This is a genomic window from Streptomyces sp. NPDC032745 (assembly GCF_055579465.1).
Map to the genome: position 1 here is coordinate 364,609 of NZ_JBVING010000001.1, position 17,694 is coordinate 382,302.

The window sequence follows — 17,694 nt, forward strand, 5'->3', positions numbered from 1 at the left end:
CGTTTGCCCGTACGTCCGGTACGTCCAGCACCAGTAGAGAGCAGAGAACACCGTGGCCGCAGTATCCGCACGTCTTCCCGCCTTCCCCTGGGACAAGCTGGAGCCGTACAAGAAGACGGCGGCCGCCCACCCGGACGGCATCGTCGACCTGTCCGTCGGCACGCCCGTGGACCCGGTCCCGCAGCTGATCCAGGACGCCCTCGTCGCGGCCGCCGACTCGCCGGGCTACCCCACGGTGTGGGGCACCGTCGCGCTGCGCGACGCGATCACCGGCTGGCTGCAGGGCCGCCTCGGCGCGAGCGCCGCCGGACACCGCAACGTCCTGCCGGTCGTCGGCTCCAAGGAGCTCGTGGCCTGGCTGCCGACCCAGCTGGGCCTGGGCGCCGGCGACAAGGTCGCCTACCCCCGGCTCGCCTACCCGACGTACGAGGTCGGCGCGCGGCTGTGCGGCGCGGAGGCGGTCGTCTACGACGACCCGACGGACCTCGACCCGGCGGGCGTGAAGCTGCTCTGGCTCAACTCCCCGTCCAACCCCACCGGGAAGGTCATCCCGAAGGAAGACCTGATCCGGATCGTGGCCTGGGCGCGCGAACACGGGATCCTGCTCTTCAGCGACGAGTGCTACCTGGAGCTCGGCTGGGAGGCCGAGCCCGTCTCCGTCCTGCACGACGACGTCTGCGGCGGCTCGTACGAGGGCATCGTCGCCGTCCACTCCCTCTCCAAGCGCTCCAACCTGGCGGGCTACCGGGCCGCGTTCATCGCCGGTGACTCCGAGGTGCTCGGCGAACTGCTGGAGATCCGCAAGCACGGCGGCATGATGACCCCGGCGCCGGTGCAGGCGGCCACGGTCGCCGCGCTCGGCGACGACGCACACGTCGAGGAGCAGCGCGTGCGCTACGCCGCGCGGCGCGAGGCGTTGCGCGCGGCCCTGGAGGCCCACGGCTTCCGGGTCGAACACAGCGAGGCCAGCCTGTACCTGTGGGTGACCCGGGACGAGGCCTGCTGGGAGACGGTCGCCCACCTCGCCGAGCTGGGCATCCTGGTCGCGCCGGGCGACTTCTACGGCGCGGCGGGCGCGCAGTTCGTCCGCGTCGCCTTCACGGCCACGGACGAGCGCGTCGAGGCGGCGGTCAAGCGCCTCGCAGAAGCCGGCCCCGCCGGCGTCTGAGGCGCGGGTCCGGGGCGGAGCCCCGGGAAGCGAACCCGCAGGCCGGTTCTGCACACAGGCCGAGGGGCCGGGAGTTCGTGCTCCCGGCCCCTCGGCGTTCCAGCTTGCGGCGGATCAGCCGCCCAGCGGGAGCCCGCCCAGCGGAAGCCCCTGGGTGGGAAGCGCCTGGGTGGGAACCGCGCTGGTGAGCTCGCCGGCCGGCACGGCGCCGGTCGGCAGGTTCCCGGTCGGCAGACCCTTGGCGGGCAGCCCGCCGAGCAGGGCGCCCGCTGTCTCGGTGACCTCGGCGGGGGCGCCGGGTACGGCCTTGGCGGCGGTGTCCGTCGCGGTGGTGGCAGCGGCCTCACCGGTGCCGACCACGTCGCCCGCGGTACCGGCGGCGTCCGCGGTGTCCGGGCTGGTGAGGGCGCCCAGCTGCGGCACGGACTCCAGGCCCGCGGCGCTGGCCGCGCCGGCCGCACCGACCACGGGAGCTGCCCCGGCTGCGAGCAGCAGCGCGGTACGGGCGATCCGGCGGGTCAGGGGGAGGGACATGATGCTCCTAAGCGGTAGCGGCTGAGTACGCCGTGTACAACCGCTCAGGGGGCGGGTGGAGTTGCGGAGCCACCGGGTAAAGGATCAGTAACGCATCGTTTAATCGGGTTCCGTGAAAAGTCCGTCGAATGCGGGCCGACCAGGGCTTCCGTCCTCCCGGGGGTGGATCGGACCGCCCGCCGGGTCACCCCCGTACGGGGGACGTCTCGTACGCGCGACCGCGCCGCGCGCCCGGCGTGTCAGCGGGCCGCGGCCGCGCGCCGGCACCGGCTCAGCGGGCGACGAAGATCCGTACCTCGTCGTGCTCGGCGCCATAGGGATCACCGGCGCCCGACTTCCCGCCCTGGCTGCCCTTCTGCTGCCACTTGCCCTTGGCCTCGCCCGCCACCCAGCCGTCCCGGCCGTACGAGACCCGCGCGATCCCCATGACCTTCGAGTTGGCCACCGCCCAGCCGGCCATCGCCTTGCTGCCGCGCGCCGCGGAGGCGCCGCCGTCCTGCTTCTCGACGAAGGTCACCTCGGCCTCCTTGACCTCCCGGCCCGCGTCCGGCGTCCGGCGCGGCTCCGCGGGAGCGGAGTGCAGCTTGTCCTTGGCGAAGATCCGGGTGAGCTCCGTCCGCACCTTCTCCGGGTCGCCCGGTGCGGTGGGCGCGGGCCCGCCGCACGTCAGCTCGCCGTCACCGGCGAAGGCGGCCGTCAGGACGGTCGCGTCCGGCTCGTGCTTCGCGTACGCCTGGGGGAAGCCGCTGAGCTGCACCTGCTGCGCGGCCTCCGTCAGCGGGAGCCGCGAGTACCCCTTGACCGCGACGAGGCGCTCGTAGAAGATCCCGGCCGAGTACACCGGGTCCATGATCTGCTGCTCGGTGCCCCAGCCCATCGAGGGCCGCTGCTGGAACAGGCCCAGCGAATCCCGGTCGCCGTGGGGCAGGTTGCGCAGCCCGGACTCCTGCATCGCGGTCGCCAGCGCGATGGTCACGGCCCGGTCGGGCAGACCCCTGGCCACGCCGACCGCGGCTATCGTCGCCGCGTTGCCCGCCTGCTCGGGGGTCATGTCGACGACGGTCGGATTCGTCCGCATGCCGGCCGTGCAGTGCGGGGCGCCGCCACCGCCGTTCGTCGAGTCGTACTGCACGGCGAAGTAGCCGATCAGCGCGAGCAGCACGAACGCACCGGCGACTTTGAGCAGCGGCCGGCGGCGGCGAGGGCGGGGGTGATCGCTCTTGGACACGCCGCCCACCGTACTTGAGCCATGTGACGCGTCCACCGGCCGGACGTGGGACGTTCGTCGCAGCCTGGGGCGTTAGGGTCAGAGCCATGTCCGAATCCGAGCTCGACCTCACCCTGGACGCCGCCGAGCTGACCGCCCGGCTCGTCGACATCCCGTCCGTGAGCGGCGACGAAAAGGTCCTCGCCGACCTGGTGGAACACGCCCTGCGTGCCCTGCCGCACCTCACGGTCGACCGGTACGGCAACAACGTCGTGGCCCGTACGAACCTCGGCAGGGCCGAGCGCGTCGTGCTCGCCGGCCACCTCGACACGGTGCCGATCGCCGACAACGTCCCGTCCCGCCTGGACGAGAACGACGTCCTGTGGGGTTGCGGAACGACCGACATGAAGTCCGGCGTCGCCGTACAGCTGCGCATCGCCGCGACCGTGCCCGAGCCCAACCGCGACCTCACCTTCGTGTTCTACGACCAGGAGGAGGTCGCCGCCGACCTCAACGGCCTGGGCAAGGTCGCCGAGGCCCACCCCGACTGGCTGACCGGCGACTTCGCGGTCCTGCTGGAGCCGTCGAACGCCGAGGTCGAGGGCGGCTGCCAGGGCACCCTGCGCGTCCTGCTCCGCACCTCCGGCGAGCGCGCCCATTCCGCGCGCAGCTGGATGGGTTCCAACGCCATCCACGCGGCGAGCCCGATTCTCGCCAAACTCGCGGCGTACGAGCCCCGCAAGCCCGTCATCGACGGCCTCGAGTACCACGAGGGCCTCAACGCGGTCCGCATCGAGGGCGGCGTCGCCAACAACGTCATCCCCGACGCGTGCACGGTGACCGTGAACTTCCGCTTCGCCCCCGACCGCAGCATGGACGACGCGATCGCCCACGTCCGGGAGGTCTTCGCGGACTGCGGCGTCGACGAGTTCGTGATCGACGACTTCTCGGGCGGCGCCCTCCCGGGCCTCTCCCACCCCGCGGCGGCGGCCTTCATGGAGGCGGTCGGCGGCCGCGCCATGCCGAAGTTCGGCTGGACGGACGTGTCCCGCTTCAGCGCGCTCGGCGTCCCGGCGGTGAACTACGGCCCGGGCGACGCCCTGCTGGCCCACAAGGTGGACGAGCGCGTGGAGACGAAGGCGATCCTCCACTGCGAAGAACGACTCCGCGCCTGGCTGACCACCTGAATTCCGCTTCTCGTCACCTTTGTGCGCCTACCCTGATCCAACGATCAGCAGGAGGGAGCACATCATGGGCAACCCCGAAGGCAACGCTCGTCGTCGGCCCGAGGAGCAGCAGCTCGGGCCGGTGCTGCGCAGGCGGAGCCAGGTGCAGGCGGGCAGTACGACGGACCAGCGGCTGCTGGATTCGGCCGGGCCTTCCGAGTGGGTGCACACCGATCCCTGGCGGGTCCTGCGCATCCAGTCGGAGTTCATCGAGGGCTTCGGCACGCTGGCGGAGCTGCCGCCGGCGATCAGCGTGTTCGGCTCGGCCCGTACGCCCGCCGGCTCGCCGGAGTACGAGGCCGGCGTGCAGATCGGCAGCGCGCTCGTCGAGGCGGGCTTCGCGGTGATCACGGGCGGCGGCCCGGGCGCGATGGAGGCGGCCAACAAGGGCGCCCGGGAGGCCAACGGCGTCTCCGTGGGCCTGGGCATCGAGCTGCCCTTCGAGCAGGGGCTCAACCAGCACGTGGACCTCGGGCTGAACTTCCGGTACTTCTTCGTCCGCAAGACGATGTTCGTGAAGTACAGCCAGGGTTTCGTGGTGCTGCCGGGCGGACTCGGCACGCTGGACGAGCTGTTCGAGGCCCTGACCCTGGTCCAGACCCAGAAGATCACCCGGTTCCCGATCGTGCTGTTCGGGTCGGAGTACTGGTCCGGCCTGGTCGACTGGCTCAAGAACACGGTGATCGCGCAGGGCAAGGCCTCGGAGCGCGACCTCTACCTCTTCCACGTCACGGACGACGTGGACGAGGCGATCGCGCTCGTGACCAAGGAAGTCAGCAAGTAGCCCCTGCCACTACGCGAGCCCCCGGCGGGCGACCGCCGGGGGCCGGTGGCCCTGGATCGAGCGGACCATGTCCAGGAGCCGTTTTTTCACGCCGCGCCGCTTTTTCACGCAGCTCTCGCGTGGTTCGGCGCCGGGGCGCCTCACCGGCTTCGAGCGGCTGCGCCGGCCTCCGGCCGTCGGGCCGTTCGGCTCAGGCCAGTCCGCGGCGGGCTACTGCGGGCGGCCGGTGGCCCTGGATCGAGCGGACCATGTCCAGGATCTGCCTGGTCTCCGCGACCTCGTGGACGCGGTAGACCTGGGCGCCCAGCCAGGCCGAGACGGCCGTCGTGGCCAGGGTGCCCAACAGGCGTTCCTTGACCGGCTTGTCGAGGGTCTCGCCGACGAAGTCCTTGTTGGACAGCGAGACCAGCACCGGCCAGCCGGTGTCCGTCATCTCGCCCAGGCGGCGGGTGGCCTCCAGCGAGTGGCGGGTGTTCTTCCCGAAGTCGTGGCCCGGGTCGATCATGATCGCGTCCCGGCGGACGCCGAGTGCGGCGGCGCGTTCGGCGAGGCCGACCGTGACGCGCAGGATGTCCGCCACCACGTCGTCGTACGTCGTGCGGTGCGGCCGGGTGCGCGGCTCGACCCCGCCCGCGTGGGTGCAGACCAGGCCGACGTCGTGCCGGGCGGCGACCTCCGCCAGCTTCGGGTCCACGCCGCCCCAGGCGTCGTTCAGGAGGTCGGCCCCGGCTTCGCAGACCGCCTCGCCGACCTCGTGCCGCCAGGTGTCGACGCTGATCACCACGTCCGGGTGGCGCCGCCGTACCTCCGCCACGAAGCCGACCGTGCGCCGGGCCTCCTCGGCCGCATCCACGTGCTCGCCCGGGCCCGCCTTGACCCCGCCGATGTCGATGATCGCGGCGCCCTCGGCGACCGCCTGCTCGACCCGGTCCAGCGCGGGCTCGTCGCGGAACGTCGCGCCCTGGTCGTAGAAGGAGTCCGGAGTCCGGTTCACGATGGCCATGATCACCGGCTCGTGGGTGTCGAACTCGCGCCTGCCCAGTCGCAGCATCCCGTTCTTTCCTCCTCCGGCGGCCCTCGCGCCTCGCTGCGACCTTAACCTGGTGGCCGGTGGCCCGATGTCTCTCAGGGAGTTGCTCGTGTTCTGGTTCTTGCTGATCGCGCTGGTCGTGGTCGTCGCGGCGGTCACCCTGGCCGTGGTGGGCGGTGGTTCCGAGGCCGTGCTGCCCGACGCGGAGCCGGACCGCGTGGCCGACGCGCTGCCGGAGAGCCGCCCGGTCGTACGTGCCGACATCGACGCGCTGCGGCTTCCGGTCGCGCCGCGCGGGTACCGGATGGCCGAGGTGGACGACGTACTGGAGCGGCTCGCGGCGGAGCTCGCCGAGCGGGACGCGCGGATCGCGGAGCTGACGGCTGCGGCCGCGCACAGCCGTGCGCAGGCGCAGGGCGGCGCGGTCGACCTGCACAAGGAGGAGCAGTGACGGCGGTCGTGGGTCCGGACGGGGGCCTGCGCTGCCCCTGGGCGCTGGCCACCGAGGACTACATCGCGTACCACGACACGGAGTGGGGCCGCGCGGTGCACGGGGACGACGCCCTGTACGAGCGGCTGTGCCTGGAGGCCTTCCAGTCCGGGCTGTCCTGGCTGACGATCCTGCGGCGGCGGGAGGGCTTCCGTACGGCCTTCTCGGGGTTCGTGATCGCCGAGGTCGCGGAATTCGGGCCGGCCGACGCGGAGCGGCTGCTCGCCGACGAGGGGATCATCCGCAACCGGGCCAAGATCGAGGCCACGCTCGCCAACGCGAAGGTCCTCGCGGGGTGGGAGCCGGGCGAGCTGGACGCCCTGATCTGGTCGCACGCGCCGGAGCCGGGCCGCCCGGCCCCCGCGACGATCTCCGAGGTCCCGGCGGTGACGCCCGAGTCCACGGCCCTGTCGAAGGCCCTGAAGAAGGCCGGGATCCGCTTCGTCGGCCCCACGACGGCCTACGCCCTGATGCAGGCCTGCGGGCTGGTCAACGACCACTTGGCCGCCTGCACCGCCCGTACCCCCGCCTGAGCTGAGCTGCGGCGGGGGCAGGCGGCAACGGGGGTGCCGGGCTCAGCGGCCCAGGTACTTCGGCGGCTGCTTGGCGAGGAAGGCCTCGACGGCGATGGAGTGGTCCTCGGAGGCCCCGGCGCGGGCCTGCAGGGTGTCCTCGTGGGACAGGGCCTCCGCCAGCGAGTGGTCGGCTCCGTAGGCCAGGGACTCCTTCAGGGCCGCGTAGGCGACCGTCGGGCCGGCCGCCAGGGTGCGGGCCACCGCCTCGGCCTCGGCGTGCAGGGAGTCCGAGGGGACCAGGCGGTTCACGATGCCGAGCTCGTACGCCTCCTGCGCCTTCACGGAGCGGGGGAAGAGCAGCAGGTCGGAAGCCCGGGAGGCGCCGATCAGGCGGGGGAGGGTCCAGGAGACGCCCGAGTCCGCGGTGAGCGCCACCCCCGCGAAGGAGGTGTTGAAGGAGGCCGTGTCGGCGACGACCCGGAAGTCCGCCGCGAGCGCGAAGCCGAAGCCCGCTCCGGCCGCGACGCCGTTGACGCCCGCCACCACCGGCTTCGGCATCTCGGTCAGGGCGCGCACGATCGGGTTGTAGTGGTCCGCGACCGTGCTCATGGTCAGCGAGGACCCGTTCTTGCGGTCCGCCGCCAGGTTCCCGATGTGCTCCTTGAGGTCCTGGCCGACGCAGAACGCCCGGTTTCCGGCCGCGGTCAGCAGCACCGCCCGGACGGCCGTGTCCGCGGCCGCCGCCCGGACCGCGTCCCGCAGCGCCACCTTGGCCTCGGTGTTCATCGCGTTCATGGCGTCGGGACGGTTGATCGTGATTTTTGCGAGTCCGTCGGTCACTTCGTAGAGCACGCTGTCGGCCATGGCAGGGGGTCCCCCTTCGTCGCGGGCTTGGCTACCGGCCGGTACCGGCCGGTGCAAGGGCCAGCATGGCGGACCGGACCGTCCCGGGGCATGTGATGTGCGTCAAAGAAAGCGGAGGGCGAACGCCGGGTGCGGCGGCGAAGTATCGCAGGCACGTCCCCGAAATGAGTGGTTTTGGCCGAGCGCGTTGCGCAAGCGTTCCCTGCCGATGTTGGTCATCGGGTCCTGACATGCGGGATAATGGCCAAGAAGCAATGTGTTCGATGCCGGGTTCCAGGCGCCTGAATGGGGCCGTCGGCTGACGATGAGCTGGTTTCAGGAAGGGGAACGAGCATGGCGGCCATGAAGCCGCGGACGGGCGACGGCCCGCTCGAGGTCACCAAGGAGGGGCGGGGCATCGTCATGCGCGTACCGCTCGAGGGCGGCGGTCGGCTTGTCGTCGAGCTGACTCCGGACGAGGCGGACGCCCTGGGTGACGCCCTGAAGAAGGTCGTCGGCTAACCAGTCGGCAGCACCGCGCACCATCTGCATTCTCGTATTCTCTGCGCTGCCCCGTCCGCTCCCCGCGGCCGGGGCAGCGTTGTGTCGTGTCCCGGGACATCGCCCCCGGACTGATCCCCTGCGCCTCGCGGAGCCAGCCGTGACCTTCTCCCCGCCCGCGCCGCCGGCCTTCGCCGACTGCACTCCCCGCCAGAAGGCCGCCCGTGCGGTCTCCGACGGACTGGCGCCGGCGCACATGGTCGTCGCCCTGCTGCTGCTCATCGGATGGCACGGCAGCGCGTCGTGGACCGGTCTCGGCTGGGGCCTGCTCGCCGCCCTGTTCTGCGGTGTGGTCCCGGTCGGGATCATCGCCTTCGGCGTCCGGCGGGGGACGCTGACCGACCAGCACATCCGGGTGCGGAGGCAGCGGCTCGTCCCGATGGCCCTGAGCCTGGTCTCCGTGGTCGCCGGGCTCACCCTGCTGCGCGTCCTCGGCGCGCCCGGCGAGGTGTTCGCGCTCGTCGTCGCGATGCTCGTGGGTCTCGTGTCGTCCTTGCTGGTGACGGCCGGCTGGCAGATATCGATTCACATGTCGGTGGCGGGCGGCGCCGTGATGATCCTGCTGCTCGTCTTCGGACCGCGGGTGCTCCCGGCGGCCCTGATCGCCGCCGCCGTCGCCTGGTCCCGGCTGGTCCTGCGGGCGCACACCCCGGCGCAACTCCTCGCCGGCACGGCGCTGGGCGGTACGTCGGCCCTCACCTTCCTGCTCCTGAGCTGAGCGGGGTCCCGCCGAGCCGTACGGGCCCTCAGCGCCGGACCGCGCACAGCAGGCCGTCGCCCACCGGGAGCAGGGCCGCCTCCAGTGCCGGGCTCTCCCGGACGCTGCGCAGCAGCTCCCGTACCCGCATCACCTCGGTCTGCTGCGCCGCCGAGTCGACGGTGCGGCCGTCGGAGAAGACCCCCTCGAAGCACACCAGCCCGCCGGGGCGCAGCAGGCGCAACGATTCGGCGAGGTAGTCGAGGGACTCGGACGGGTCCCCGTCGCAGAAGACGAGGTCGTACCCGCCGTCGGCGAGCCGGGGGAGCACGTCGAGTGCGCGGCCGGGGATGAACCGGGCGCGGTTGCCCGCGAAGCCTGCGGCCCGGAAGGCCTGGCGGGCGAAGGCCTGCCGGTCGGCCTCGGGATCCACGGTGGTCAGCACTCCGTCGGGGCGCATGCCGTGGAGGAGGTGGATGCCGGAGACGCCGGTGCCGGTGCCGATCTCGGCGACCGCCTTGGCGTCCGCGGTGGCGGCGAGCAGGCGCAGCGCGGCCCCGGTGCCCGGGGAGACGGAGCGCAGGCCCGCTTCCCTGGCCCGGTCGCGGGCCCACCGCAGAGCGTCGTCCTCGGCGACAAACGCGTCGGCGAACGCCCAGCTCGTCTGCCGGTTGCCGGTAATGACCCTCTCCTGTCCCCATAGTTGGCGCAACGGTGACTGTATCCGTTGACGTCGGGAACCCGCAGATGGGACCGGGCGTTGAAGAAAGCAGCGGCGGAAAGACCCAGCGAGGCAAAAGGGGCGTAAGGGCGGGGCGCAGCCGGGATAGATGGGGACGGCACCGGGCAGATCGACGGCCCGGCGTGTCGAAGGCACGTGCAAAGTTACTGCAAAAATGCTTATCCGGAGCTGACGGGAGGGGTGGCTATGGTAGGGACTCCACTGGACACCACCAGAGCCGATAGGGGAGGTGCGGCTGCGCCTGTGGATCGTGGGGGCGTATTCAGACGCCTCTTCTGGTCGGCGGGTGAGCCGAAATCCGTGACCAACATTGCTGACCGCTTCCACACCGCTGCCACCGCAACCACCGCGACCTTTGCCGCCGATGCGGGCACCCAGGCGTGGACCCCTCCCTCATGGGAGGAGATCGTCAGCACGCACAGTGCGCGGGTCTACCGCCTTGCCTACCGTCTGACGGGTAACCAGCACGACGCCGAAGACCTGACGCAGGAGGTCTTCGTCCGCGTCTTCCGCTCGCTGTCCACGTACACGCCGGGCACGTTCGAGGGCTGGCTGCACCGCATCACCACCAACCTGTTCCTGGACATGGTCCGCCGCAAGCAGCGGATCCGGTTCGACGCGCTCGGCGACGATGCGGCCGAGCGGCTGCCGAGCCGTGAGCCGTCCCCGCAGCAGGTCCTCCACGACACCCACTTCGACGCGGACGTGCAGCAGGCGCTGGACACCCTTGCGCCCGAGTTCCGTGCGGCCGTGGTGCTGTGCGACATCGAGGGCCTCTCGTACGAGGAGATCGCCGCGACGCTGGGCGTGAAGCTCGGCACCGTGCGCAGCCGTATCCACCGGGGCCGTTCGCATCTGCGCAAGGCGCTCAAGCACCGGTCTCCCGAGGCCCGTGCCGAGCAGCGTGCGCTGGCGGGAGTGGCAGTGGGCGCGCCGGGCGCCGGGGGAGAGGGCGGAGCCGAGTGAGCGGAGTCAGTCCGTCTCCTGCCGAACAGCACCTGGGCGACCGTCTCGCCGCGCTGGTCGACGGGGAGCTGAACCATGACGCGCGCGAGCGGGTCCTGGCGCATCTGGCCACGTGTGCCAAGTGCAAGGCCGAGGCCGATGCGCAGCGCCGTGTGAAGAGCCTTTTCGTGGAGAGCGCGCCACCGCCGCTGTCGGCCGGACTGCTGGCCCGGTTGCAGGGGCTGCCGGGCGACGGCCTCGACGGGCCGTCCGGTCCGCAGGGTCCGCAGAGTCCGCCGGGGGCGGAGCTCTTCGGGTACGTGCCACCGACCGCACCGCAGCAGGGCTTCCGCATCCACGAGGTGGGGCGTCCGCGCCGCCGCTTCGCGTTCGTGGCGGCGGGGGCGGTCTCGCTGGCCGCGATCGCGCTGGGCGGTTCGCTGCCGGTCGACACCCTCGAGCCGAACGTGCGGGGCGAGGCCCCGGCGACGCGGCCCGGTCCCGCGGTGTCGGTGGCCGATGCGGTGGTCCGGGACCGGGCGCCGAGCCCCGGGTTCGTGGCCGGCCCGCGCCCCACGGGCCCGCTGCCACCGGTCCACCCCTCGATCTCCGCCTCGCCCCGCCCGGTCTCCCTGACCCGCTGACACCAGGGGCGGCGGGGGCCCGGGAACCGGGGGTGTGGCCCCCGGCGGGGTGGGGGACCTGGTTGAATCTGCGGCAGATGCGCCGCCCGGCGGTGCTACAGGTACCTCCCCCAGGCTCCGCCGGGGGGACCCCCAGGGGGAGCGCCCATGGCCGACCAGCAGCAGTCCGACACGGCTCCGTCGTGGTGGAGCCGCCCCGCCGGCCCGGAGGCAGCGGCCGGGGCGGAGCCCGGGCCGGAGGCCGAACCGGGCGCAGGCTCCGATCCGGTGGCCGGTCCCGCGCCACAGGCGCCGGTGCCGGGACCGCGGTACGACCCGTGGGGCGAGCGGCCCCTCCAGGTCGCCGATCAGGGGAAGGTACCGGGCGGGCGGGGCATCCGGCTGCGGCACGCCGTGGCCCTCGGCCTCGGCACCGCCCTCCTCGCGGGCGGCATCGGCGGCTGGCTCGGCGTCCTCGCCGAACGGCAGAGCAGCACCCGCCTCGAACTCCCGCAGGCCGCCGTGGAGAGCAAGGGCCGGGCCCCCGACAGCGTGGCCGGGATCGCCGCCACCGCGCTGCCCGGCGTCGTGACCCTGCACGTCCGCGGCACCGGCGGCAGCGGCACCGGAACCGGGTTCGTACTCGACCAGCAGGGCCACATCCTCACCAACAACCACGTCGTCTCCGACGCCAAGGACATAACGGTCACCTTCAGCACCGGCGAGAGCGTCAACGCCGAACTGGTCGGCCGGGACAGCGGCTACGACCTGGCCGTCGTCAAGGTCGAAGGCGTACGGGGCCTGCAGCCCCTCTCCCTCGGGAACTCCGAGAACGTCAAGGTCGGCGACCCGGTGGTGGCCATCGGCGCGCCGTTCGACCTCTCCAACACCGTCACCGCCGGCATCATCAGCGCCACCGGCCGGCCCATCACCGCAGGTGGCGACAAGGGTGACGGCAGCGACATCAGCTACGTCGACGCCCTCCAGACCGACGCCCCCATCAACCCCGGCAACTCCGGCGGCCCCCTCCTCGACGCCAAGGCCCGCGTGATCGGCATCAACAGCGCGATCCGGGGGGCCGACGCCGGCGGTGACGGCGACGAGCGCGCGAAGCAGAGCGGCAGCATCGGGCTCGGCTTCGCCATTCCGGTCAACCAGGGCAAGCGCGTCGCCGAGGAGCTCATCCGCACCGGCCACGCCACCCACCCCGTCATCGGCGTCACCCTCGACATGGAGTACACGGGCGACGGGGCCCGCGTCGCGGCCAAGGGCGGGGGCGGCAAGCCGGCCGTCACCGCCGACGGCCCCGGCGCCCGCGCCGGGATCCAGGGCGGCGACGTGATCACCAAGGTGGACGGCGTCCGCGTACACGGGGGCGACGAGCTCGTCATCAAGATCCGGGCCCACCGCCCGGGTGACCCGCTCACCCTGACCGTGCTGCGCGACGGCCGGGAACGCACCCTGGAACTGGTCCTCGGTTCGGCGAACGGATCATGACCATACGGGGAATCCGAGGCTGATGGCGCACCGATGTATGGGCCCGCCGACAACGCCGGGTACCGTGTGTCGTGGCCCGAAGTGAAGAGAGCCGAGGAGCGGCAAGGTGTTCAACGACATAGGCGCACTCGAGCTGGTCACGATCGTGGTGCTGGCCATCCTCGTCTTCGGCCCGGACAAGCTGCCCAAGGTGATCCAGGACGTCACCGGGGTCATCCGGAAGATCCGCGCGTTCTCCGACAGCGCGAAGCAGGACATCCGGTCGGAACTCGGTCCCGAGTTCAAGGACTTCGAGTTCGAGGACCTGAACCCGAAGACGTTCATCCGCAAGCAGCTGACCGAGAACGAGGACCTTGCGGAGATCCGCAGCACCTTCGATCTCCGCAAAGAGCTGAACGACGTCACCGACGCCGTCAACAGCAAGGAGACGGCCCCCGCCCCGGCCGCCGCCACCGGCCCGGACCTGCTGAAGAAGCCCGCCGCCCCGGCCGCCGACCAGCGCACCCCGTACGACGCCGACGCCACCTAGAGGCCGGTAAGACACCCCCTGATTCGAGCCTTCCCCGGTGATCCGGGGTCCGGTGGCTATCCTCCATGAGTCCGGACCCAGGACGCCCCAGGTGGGGGTCCCCCCGACGAGACGTGGGGGAGGGCGCGTTCCGGACCCCACGGAACGAGAGGCCGCATCGATGGAGACGACGAGCAGTAGCCGGGTAGGGGTGCAGCCCGCCGAGGCTCCCGCTGCCGCACCGGCAGAACCAGCCGCACCGGCTGAGCCGGCGGCCGCAGCCCCGCAGCCCGCCCCCGCGCAGCCCCAGGAGGCCGCCGCACCCGTCCCGACGGCCCGCCGGACGGCCGACGGGTACCTGCGGGCCGATTTCCCCTGGTACGGGCTGGACGGGGCCTTCACCGGCCCCCGCTGGCTCATGCAGGTGGGCACCGGCGCCGACGGCACCGTCGAGCACGGTTCCACCGGCCACGGCGACGAGCCCTCCGCGCGCGGGGAGCTCGCCACCGGCGAGAAGGAGCGCTTCGCGGTGGTCGTCACCGTCGCGAGCAACCCGCTGCGCCGCAGCAGCGACGGCACCGGCGTCCTGGAGGCCACCTCGGTCTCCTCGGCGGCCTGGCTGGCCGGCTCCGGGCTGCTGGCGTACAGCTGGCCCGGCCAGATGGACCACACCCTGCGCGACGACTGGCTCGACCAGCAGACCGAGGCCGCGTGGGAGCTCGCCGACGACCTCGACGGCGAGGACTGGTCGACGCTTTCACTCCCGGTCGACGGGGAGCCGACGCCGTTCCACTACCGCGAGTCCGAGTTCGGCTGGGTGCTCGCCGGTTCCACCCGCGGTGGCGTGCACCTCGGCGCGTACGGGCGGGGGATGAGCGCGTACGGGCTCGGCTTCTCGGTGATCGGCGACATCGCGTCGTACGAGTAGCCCGGATACGGGAAAGGGCACCGCCGACCGGCGGTGCCCTTCACGTCGTGCAGGTCAGAACTTGTTGCGCGGCGTGATGCCCAGGGACATGCCGGCCAGGCCGCGGGCCCGGCCGCCCAGCTTGCCCGCGATCGAGCGCAGCGCCGCACCGGCCGGGGAGTCCGGGTCGGACAGGACGACCGGCTTGCCCTCGTCGCCGCCCTCGCGGAGCCGTACGTCGATCGGGATGGAGCCGAGCACCGGGACGGTCGCGCCGACCGTCTTGGTGAGGCCGTCGGCGACCTTCTGGCCACCGCCCGAGCCGAACACGTCGACCATCTCGTCGCAGTGCGGGCACGGCAGCCCGGACATGTTCTCGACCACGCCGACGATCTTCTGATGCGTCTGCACGGCGATCGAGCCGGCCCGCTCCGCGACCTCGGCCGCGGCCTGCTGCGGGGTGGTCACGACCAGGATCTCCGCGTTCGGCACCAGCTGCGCCACGGAGATCGCGATGTCGCCCGTACCCGGCGGCAGGTCCAGCAGCAGTACGTCCAGGTCGCCCCAGAACACGTCCGCCAGGAACTGCTGGAGGGCCCGGTGCAGCATCGGACCGCGCCACACCACCGGCGCGTTGCCCGGGGTGAACATACCGATGGAGATGACCTTCACGCCGTTCGCGGACGGCGGCATGATCATGTTCTCGACCTGGGTCGGACGGCCCTCCACGCCCAGCATGCGCGGCACGCTGTGGCCGTAGATGTCCGCGTCCACGACGCCGACCTTCAGGCCGTCCGCGGCCATCGCCGCGGCCAGGTTCACGGTCACGGACGACTTGCCGACGCCGCCCTTGCCGGACGCGACCGCGTAGACGCGGGTCAGCGAGCCCGGCTTGGCGAACGGGACCTCGCGCTCGGCGGTGCCGCCGCGCAGCGTGGCCGCCAGCTCCTTGCGCTGCTCGTCGCTCATCACGTCAAGCGTGACGGCGACCGACGTGACGCCGGCGACGCGCTCGACGGCCTCGGTGACGTTCTTGGTGATCGTCTCGCGCATGGGACAGCCCGACACCGTGAGGTAGACCGTGACGGCGACCTCGCCGCCGTCGCCGATCTCCACCGATTTGACCATGCCGAGCTCGGTGATCGGCCGGTGGATCTCGGGGTCGTTCACCGTCGCCAGCGCGTCGAGGATCGCATCCTGCTCAGGCACGGCGGCGGAGCTTGTGTCGGTAGCCATGACCCGATGGTACGGCTCGGTAGCCCGCCTCAGGAAAGGCCGCTAGCGGTCGCCTTCGTCACTCTCGAGCGGGAATAGCCGCCGCTCGTCCATCTCCTTGATCAGGTCCTGGAACTCCGACCGGATCCAGTCGCGGGTCGCGACCTCGCCCAGGCCCATCCGCAGCGCCGCGATCTCACGGGTCAGGTACTCGGTGTCGGCGATGGAGCGCTCGTTCTGCTTGCGGTCCTGCTCCAGGTTGACCCGGTCCCGGTCGTCCTGCCGGTTCTGCGCGAGCAGGATCAGCGGAGCCGCGTACGAGGCCTGCAGCGACAGCATCAGCGTCAGGAAGATGAACGGGTACTCGTCGAACCGCAGGTGCCCGGGCGCGAAGATGTTCCACAGCACCCAGATGATGATGACCAGCGTCATGTAGACGATGAACCGGCCCGTGCCTAGGAACCGCGCCACCCGCTCCGACAGCCGCCCGAACGCCTCCGGGTCGTACACCGGAAGCACCCGCCGCCGGTCCGACCGGGGCTGGTCCAGGCGCACCCGCGGCGACCGGGTCAGCGCGGTCGACCCGGTCGAGGAACCGGCCGCCTTGGACCGCAGCCGCTCGGCGGTCTCTTCCTCCCGGCCCGTGAGCCCCTGCTCGCGCGCGAACTCACGGGCGTGCTCGCGCGCCAGCTCGCGCCGCACGCGGATCTGCTCACGGCGTCGTTCGCGCGCCGGCTCACCCCGTCGCTCACCGGGCACCGGGGACCTCCTCGGCGTGGTAGTCCGTCTCCCGCCAGTCGTCCGGCAGCAGGTGGTCCAGTACGTCGTCCACGGTCACCGCGCCCAGCAGCGAACCGCTCTCGTCGACCACCGGTACCGCCACCATGTTGTAGGCGGCGAGATAGCTCGTCACCTGGGGCAGCGAGGCGTCCGGCCGCAGCGGCGGCAGGCCCGCGTCCACGATCGAGCTCACCAGCGTGAACGGGGGGTCCCGCAGCAGCCGCTGGAAGTGCACCGTGCCCAGGTACTTGCCCGTCGGCGTCTCGTCCGGCGGCCGGCACACGTAGACCTGTGCGGCCAGCGCCGGCGACAGGTCCGACTGCCGTACGCGGGCCAGCGCGTCCGCGACCGTCGCGTCCGGGCGCAGCACGATCGGCTCGGTGGTCATCAGACCGCCCGCGGTGTTCTCCTCGTACGACAGCAGACGGCGCACGTCGGCCGCGTCGTCCGGCTGCATCAGGGTCAGCAGCCGCTCCTTGTCGTCCTCCGGGAGCTCCGAGAGCAGGTCGGCCGCGTCGTCCGGGTCCATCGCCTCCAGGACGTCCGCCGCACGCTCCTCCTTCAGCTTGCCGAGGATCTCCACCTGCTCGTCCTCGGGCAGCTCCTCCATGACGTCCGCGAGGCGGTCGTCGTCGAGGGCGTTGGCCACCTCGGCGCGCCGCTTCGGCGTCAGGTGGTGCAGGACGTTCGCCACGTCGGCCGGGCGCATCTGCTCGAAGGTGGCCACCAGGCTCTCGGCGCCCTGGCCCTCCTCCTCCAGCGAGAAACCCGTCACCGCCGACCACTCCACGGTCAGGGTCTCGCCGCGCCGGCGCAGCGCGCCGCCCTTGCCCTTGCGTACGAAGATCTTGTCGATCTCCCAGTCGCGGCGGGCCGGCAGCTGCTGGATGGCCACGTCGAGGACGGTGACCTCCTCGCCCGTGGTGCCCAGCGTCACCCGGCGGTCCAGCAGTTCACCGAGGACCAGCCGCTCGGTGGGCCGCTGCTCGAAGCGCCGCATGTTGACGACGCCGGTGGTGATGACCTGTCCGGACTCCACGCCCGTCACGCGGGTCATCGGGAGGAAGATCCGGCGTCGGCTGACCACCTCGACCACCAGGCCCAGCAGCCGCGGCGGACGGCCGCCGACGCGGAGCATCGCGACGAGGTCGCGGACGCGGCCGACCTGGTCACCATTGGGGTCGAAAACGGGCACACCCGACAGATGTGAGACGAAGATCCGCGGGGCGCCACCAGCCATGCGAGCGCCTCCTAGAGCGTCGATCCTCAGTCCTGCCGCCCCTCAGGCTAGCCCGTGCCGCGCGAGACCGTCCTGGTGGGGCGGTCCGCCCGTGCGCAGCCGGGGGAGGTGGTCCGGGCGGGTGGGCCGACCACCCGCCCGGCACGGTTGCTACGGGCGGGTACGCTGCCTGCTGCTCGAAG

At 72.2% G+C, this 17,694-nt stretch carries 20 protein-coding genes; 12 read left to right on the plus strand and 8 right to left on the minus strand.

The genetic code is table 11. The features are described 5' to 3' along the window. Positions 1-52 precede the first annotated feature (52 nt). Positions 53-1,168 (plus strand): succinyldiaminopimelate transaminase, encoded by a 1,116-nt coding sequence (gene dapC / locus ACZ5WG_RS01590; RefSeq protein WP_468719849.1) that lies wholly within the window; start codon positions 53-55, stop codon positions 1,166-1,168. Positions 1,169-1,282: 114 nt separating this feature from the next. Here the strand turns inward: dapC and ACZ5WG_RS01595 are convergent, their stop codons facing one another. Beyond that, a complete protein-coding gene (locus ACZ5WG_RS01595) occupies positions 1,283-1,702 on the minus strand; it encodes an ATP-binding protein (RefSeq protein WP_468719851.1) in 420 nt (139 codons plus the stop codon). Positions 1,703-1,973: 271 nt separating this feature from the next. Further along, on the minus strand, positions 1,974-2,930 hold the full coding sequence (locus ACZ5WG_RS01600) for a hypothetical protein (protein WP_468719852.1): 957 nt from the start codon (positions 2,928-2,930) through the stop codon (positions 1,974-1,976). An 86-nt stretch (positions 2,931-3,016) separates the two neighbouring features. Between ACZ5WG_RS01600 and dapE the strand changes: the two genes are divergently transcribed. Both dapE and ACZ5WG_RS01610 read left to right on the plus strand, forming a co-directional pair. Further along, positions 3,017-4,096, plus strand: coding sequence for a succinyl-diaminopimelate desuccinylase (gene dapE / locus ACZ5WG_RS01605; protein WP_468719853.1), 1,080 nt, complete (start codon positions 3,017-3,019; stop codon positions 4,094-4,096). Positions 4,097-4,160: 64 nt separating this feature from the next. Next, the gene (locus ACZ5WG_RS01610) at positions 4,161-4,919 is read left to right on the plus strand and encodes an LOG family protein (RefSeq protein ID WP_468719855.1); all 759 of its coding nucleotides are present in this window, start codon (positions 4,161-4,163) and stop codon (positions 4,917-4,919) included. A gap of 190 nt (positions 4,920-5,109) precedes the next feature. Here ACZ5WG_RS01610 and folP read toward each other — a convergent pair whose 3' ends face one another. Then, positions 5,110-5,970, minus strand: a complete 861-nt coding sequence (gene folP, locus ACZ5WG_RS01615) for a dihydropteroate synthase (RefSeq protein ID WP_266996894.1) — start codon at positions 5,968-5,970, stop codon at positions 5,110-5,112. An 82-nt stretch (positions 5,971-6,052) separates the two neighbouring features. Between folP and ACZ5WG_RS01620 the strand changes: the two genes are divergently transcribed. Both ACZ5WG_RS01620 and ACZ5WG_RS01625 read left to right on the plus strand, forming a co-directional pair. Continuing rightward, complete coding sequence (locus ACZ5WG_RS01620) at positions 6,053-6,400, plus strand: DivIVA domain-containing protein (protein WP_383505761.1); 348 nt, start codon at positions 6,053-6,055, stop codon at positions 6,398-6,400. Then, on the plus strand, positions 6,397-6,972 hold the full coding sequence (locus ACZ5WG_RS01625) for a DNA-3-methyladenine glycosylase I (protein ID WP_468719857.1): 576 nt from the start codon (positions 6,397-6,399) through the stop codon (positions 6,970-6,972). The genes ACZ5WG_RS01620 and ACZ5WG_RS01625 overlap by 4 nt, the downstream gene beginning before the upstream one ends. A gap of 42 nt (positions 6,973-7,014) precedes the next feature. Here the strand turns inward: ACZ5WG_RS01625 and chcB are convergent, their stop codons facing one another. Further along, positions 7,015-7,818 (minus strand): 2-cyclohexenylcarbonyl CoA isomerase, encoded by an 804-nt coding sequence (gene chcB, locus ACZ5WG_RS01630; RefSeq protein WP_468719858.1) that lies wholly within the window; start codon positions 7,816-7,818, stop codon positions 7,015-7,017. A gap of 333 nt (positions 7,819-8,151) precedes the next feature. Between chcB and ACZ5WG_RS01635 the strand changes: the two genes are divergently transcribed. Together ACZ5WG_RS01635 and ACZ5WG_RS01640 are read left to right on the plus strand one after the other, a co-directional pair. After that, positions 8,152-8,319 (plus strand): DUF3117 domain-containing protein, encoded by a 168-nt coding sequence (locus tag ACZ5WG_RS01635; protein WP_003966491.1) that lies wholly within the window; start codon positions 8,152-8,154, stop codon positions 8,317-8,319. Between the two features lie 139 nt (positions 8,320-8,458). Next, positions 8,459-9,076, plus strand: a complete 618-nt coding sequence (locus ACZ5WG_RS01640) for a hypothetical protein (protein ID WP_468719859.1) — start codon at positions 8,459-8,461, stop codon at positions 9,074-9,076. A gap of 28 nt (positions 9,077-9,104) precedes the next feature. Here the strand turns inward: ACZ5WG_RS01640 and ACZ5WG_RS01645 are convergent, their stop codons facing one another. Then, positions 9,105-9,767 carry an O-methyltransferase gene (locus ACZ5WG_RS01645; RefSeq protein ID WP_468719860.1) on the minus strand — a complete coding sequence of 221 codons (663 nt, stop codon included), beginning with the start codon at positions 9,765-9,767 and terminating at the stop codon, positions 9,105-9,107. A 216-nt stretch (positions 9,768-9,983) separates the two neighbouring features. Between ACZ5WG_RS01645 and sigE the strand changes: the two genes are divergently transcribed. The 5 genes from sigE to ACZ5WG_RS01670 all read left to right on the plus strand — a co-directional run bounded on the left by sigE (position 9,984) and on the right by ACZ5WG_RS01670 (position 14,298). Next, positions 9,984-10,763 (plus strand): RNA polymerase sigma factor SigE, encoded by a 780-nt coding sequence (sigE, locus tag ACZ5WG_RS01650; RefSeq protein WP_468719861.1) that lies wholly within the window; start codon positions 9,984-9,986, stop codon positions 10,761-10,763. After that, positions 10,760-11,386 carry a zf-HC2 domain-containing protein gene (locus ACZ5WG_RS01655; RefSeq protein WP_468719862.1) on the plus strand — a complete coding sequence of 209 codons (627 nt, stop codon included), beginning with the start codon at positions 10,760-10,762 and terminating at the stop codon, positions 11,384-11,386. Before sigE ends, ACZ5WG_RS01655 begins: the two co-directional genes overlap by 4 nt. A 147-nt stretch (positions 11,387-11,533) precedes the next feature. Next, complete coding sequence (locus ACZ5WG_RS01660) at positions 11,534-12,862, plus strand: S1C family serine protease (RefSeq protein ID WP_468719864.1); 1,329 nt, start codon at positions 11,534-11,536, stop codon at positions 12,860-12,862. A gap of 106 nt (positions 12,863-12,968) precedes the next feature. Continuing rightward, positions 12,969-13,391: a sec-independent translocase gene (locus ACZ5WG_RS01665; RefSeq protein WP_468719865.1), complete on the plus strand. Its 423-nt coding sequence runs from the start codon at positions 12,969-12,971 to the stop codon at positions 13,389-13,391. A gap of 160 nt (positions 13,392-13,551) precedes the next feature. Then, a complete protein-coding gene (locus tag ACZ5WG_RS01670; protein WP_468719867.1) occupies positions 13,552-14,298 on the plus strand; it encodes a hypothetical protein in 747 nt (248 codons plus the stop codon). 54 nt (positions 14,299-14,352) lie between these two features. Here ACZ5WG_RS01670 and ACZ5WG_RS01675 read toward each other — a convergent pair whose 3' ends face one another. From ACZ5WG_RS01675 to ACZ5WG_RS01685, 3 genes are all read right to left on the minus strand, one after another. Beyond that, positions 14,353-15,468, minus strand: a complete 1,116-nt coding sequence (locus ACZ5WG_RS01675) for an Mrp/NBP35 family ATP-binding protein (protein ID WP_030153441.1) — start codon at positions 15,466-15,468, stop codon at positions 14,353-14,355. Positions 15,469-15,555: 87 nt separating this feature from the next. Further along, positions 15,556-16,107, minus strand: a complete 552-nt coding sequence (locus ACZ5WG_RS01680) for a DUF1003 domain-containing protein (RefSeq protein WP_468720490.1) — start codon at positions 16,105-16,107, stop codon at positions 15,556-15,558. A gap of 133 nt (positions 16,108-16,240) precedes the next feature. Continuing rightward, the gene (locus ACZ5WG_RS01685) at positions 16,241-17,512 is read right to left on the minus strand and encodes a magnesium transporter MgtE N-terminal domain-containing protein (protein ID WP_468719868.1); all 1,272 of its coding nucleotides are present in this window, start codon (positions 17,510-17,512) and stop codon (positions 16,241-16,243) included. Positions 17,513-17,694: the final 182 nt, after the last annotated feature.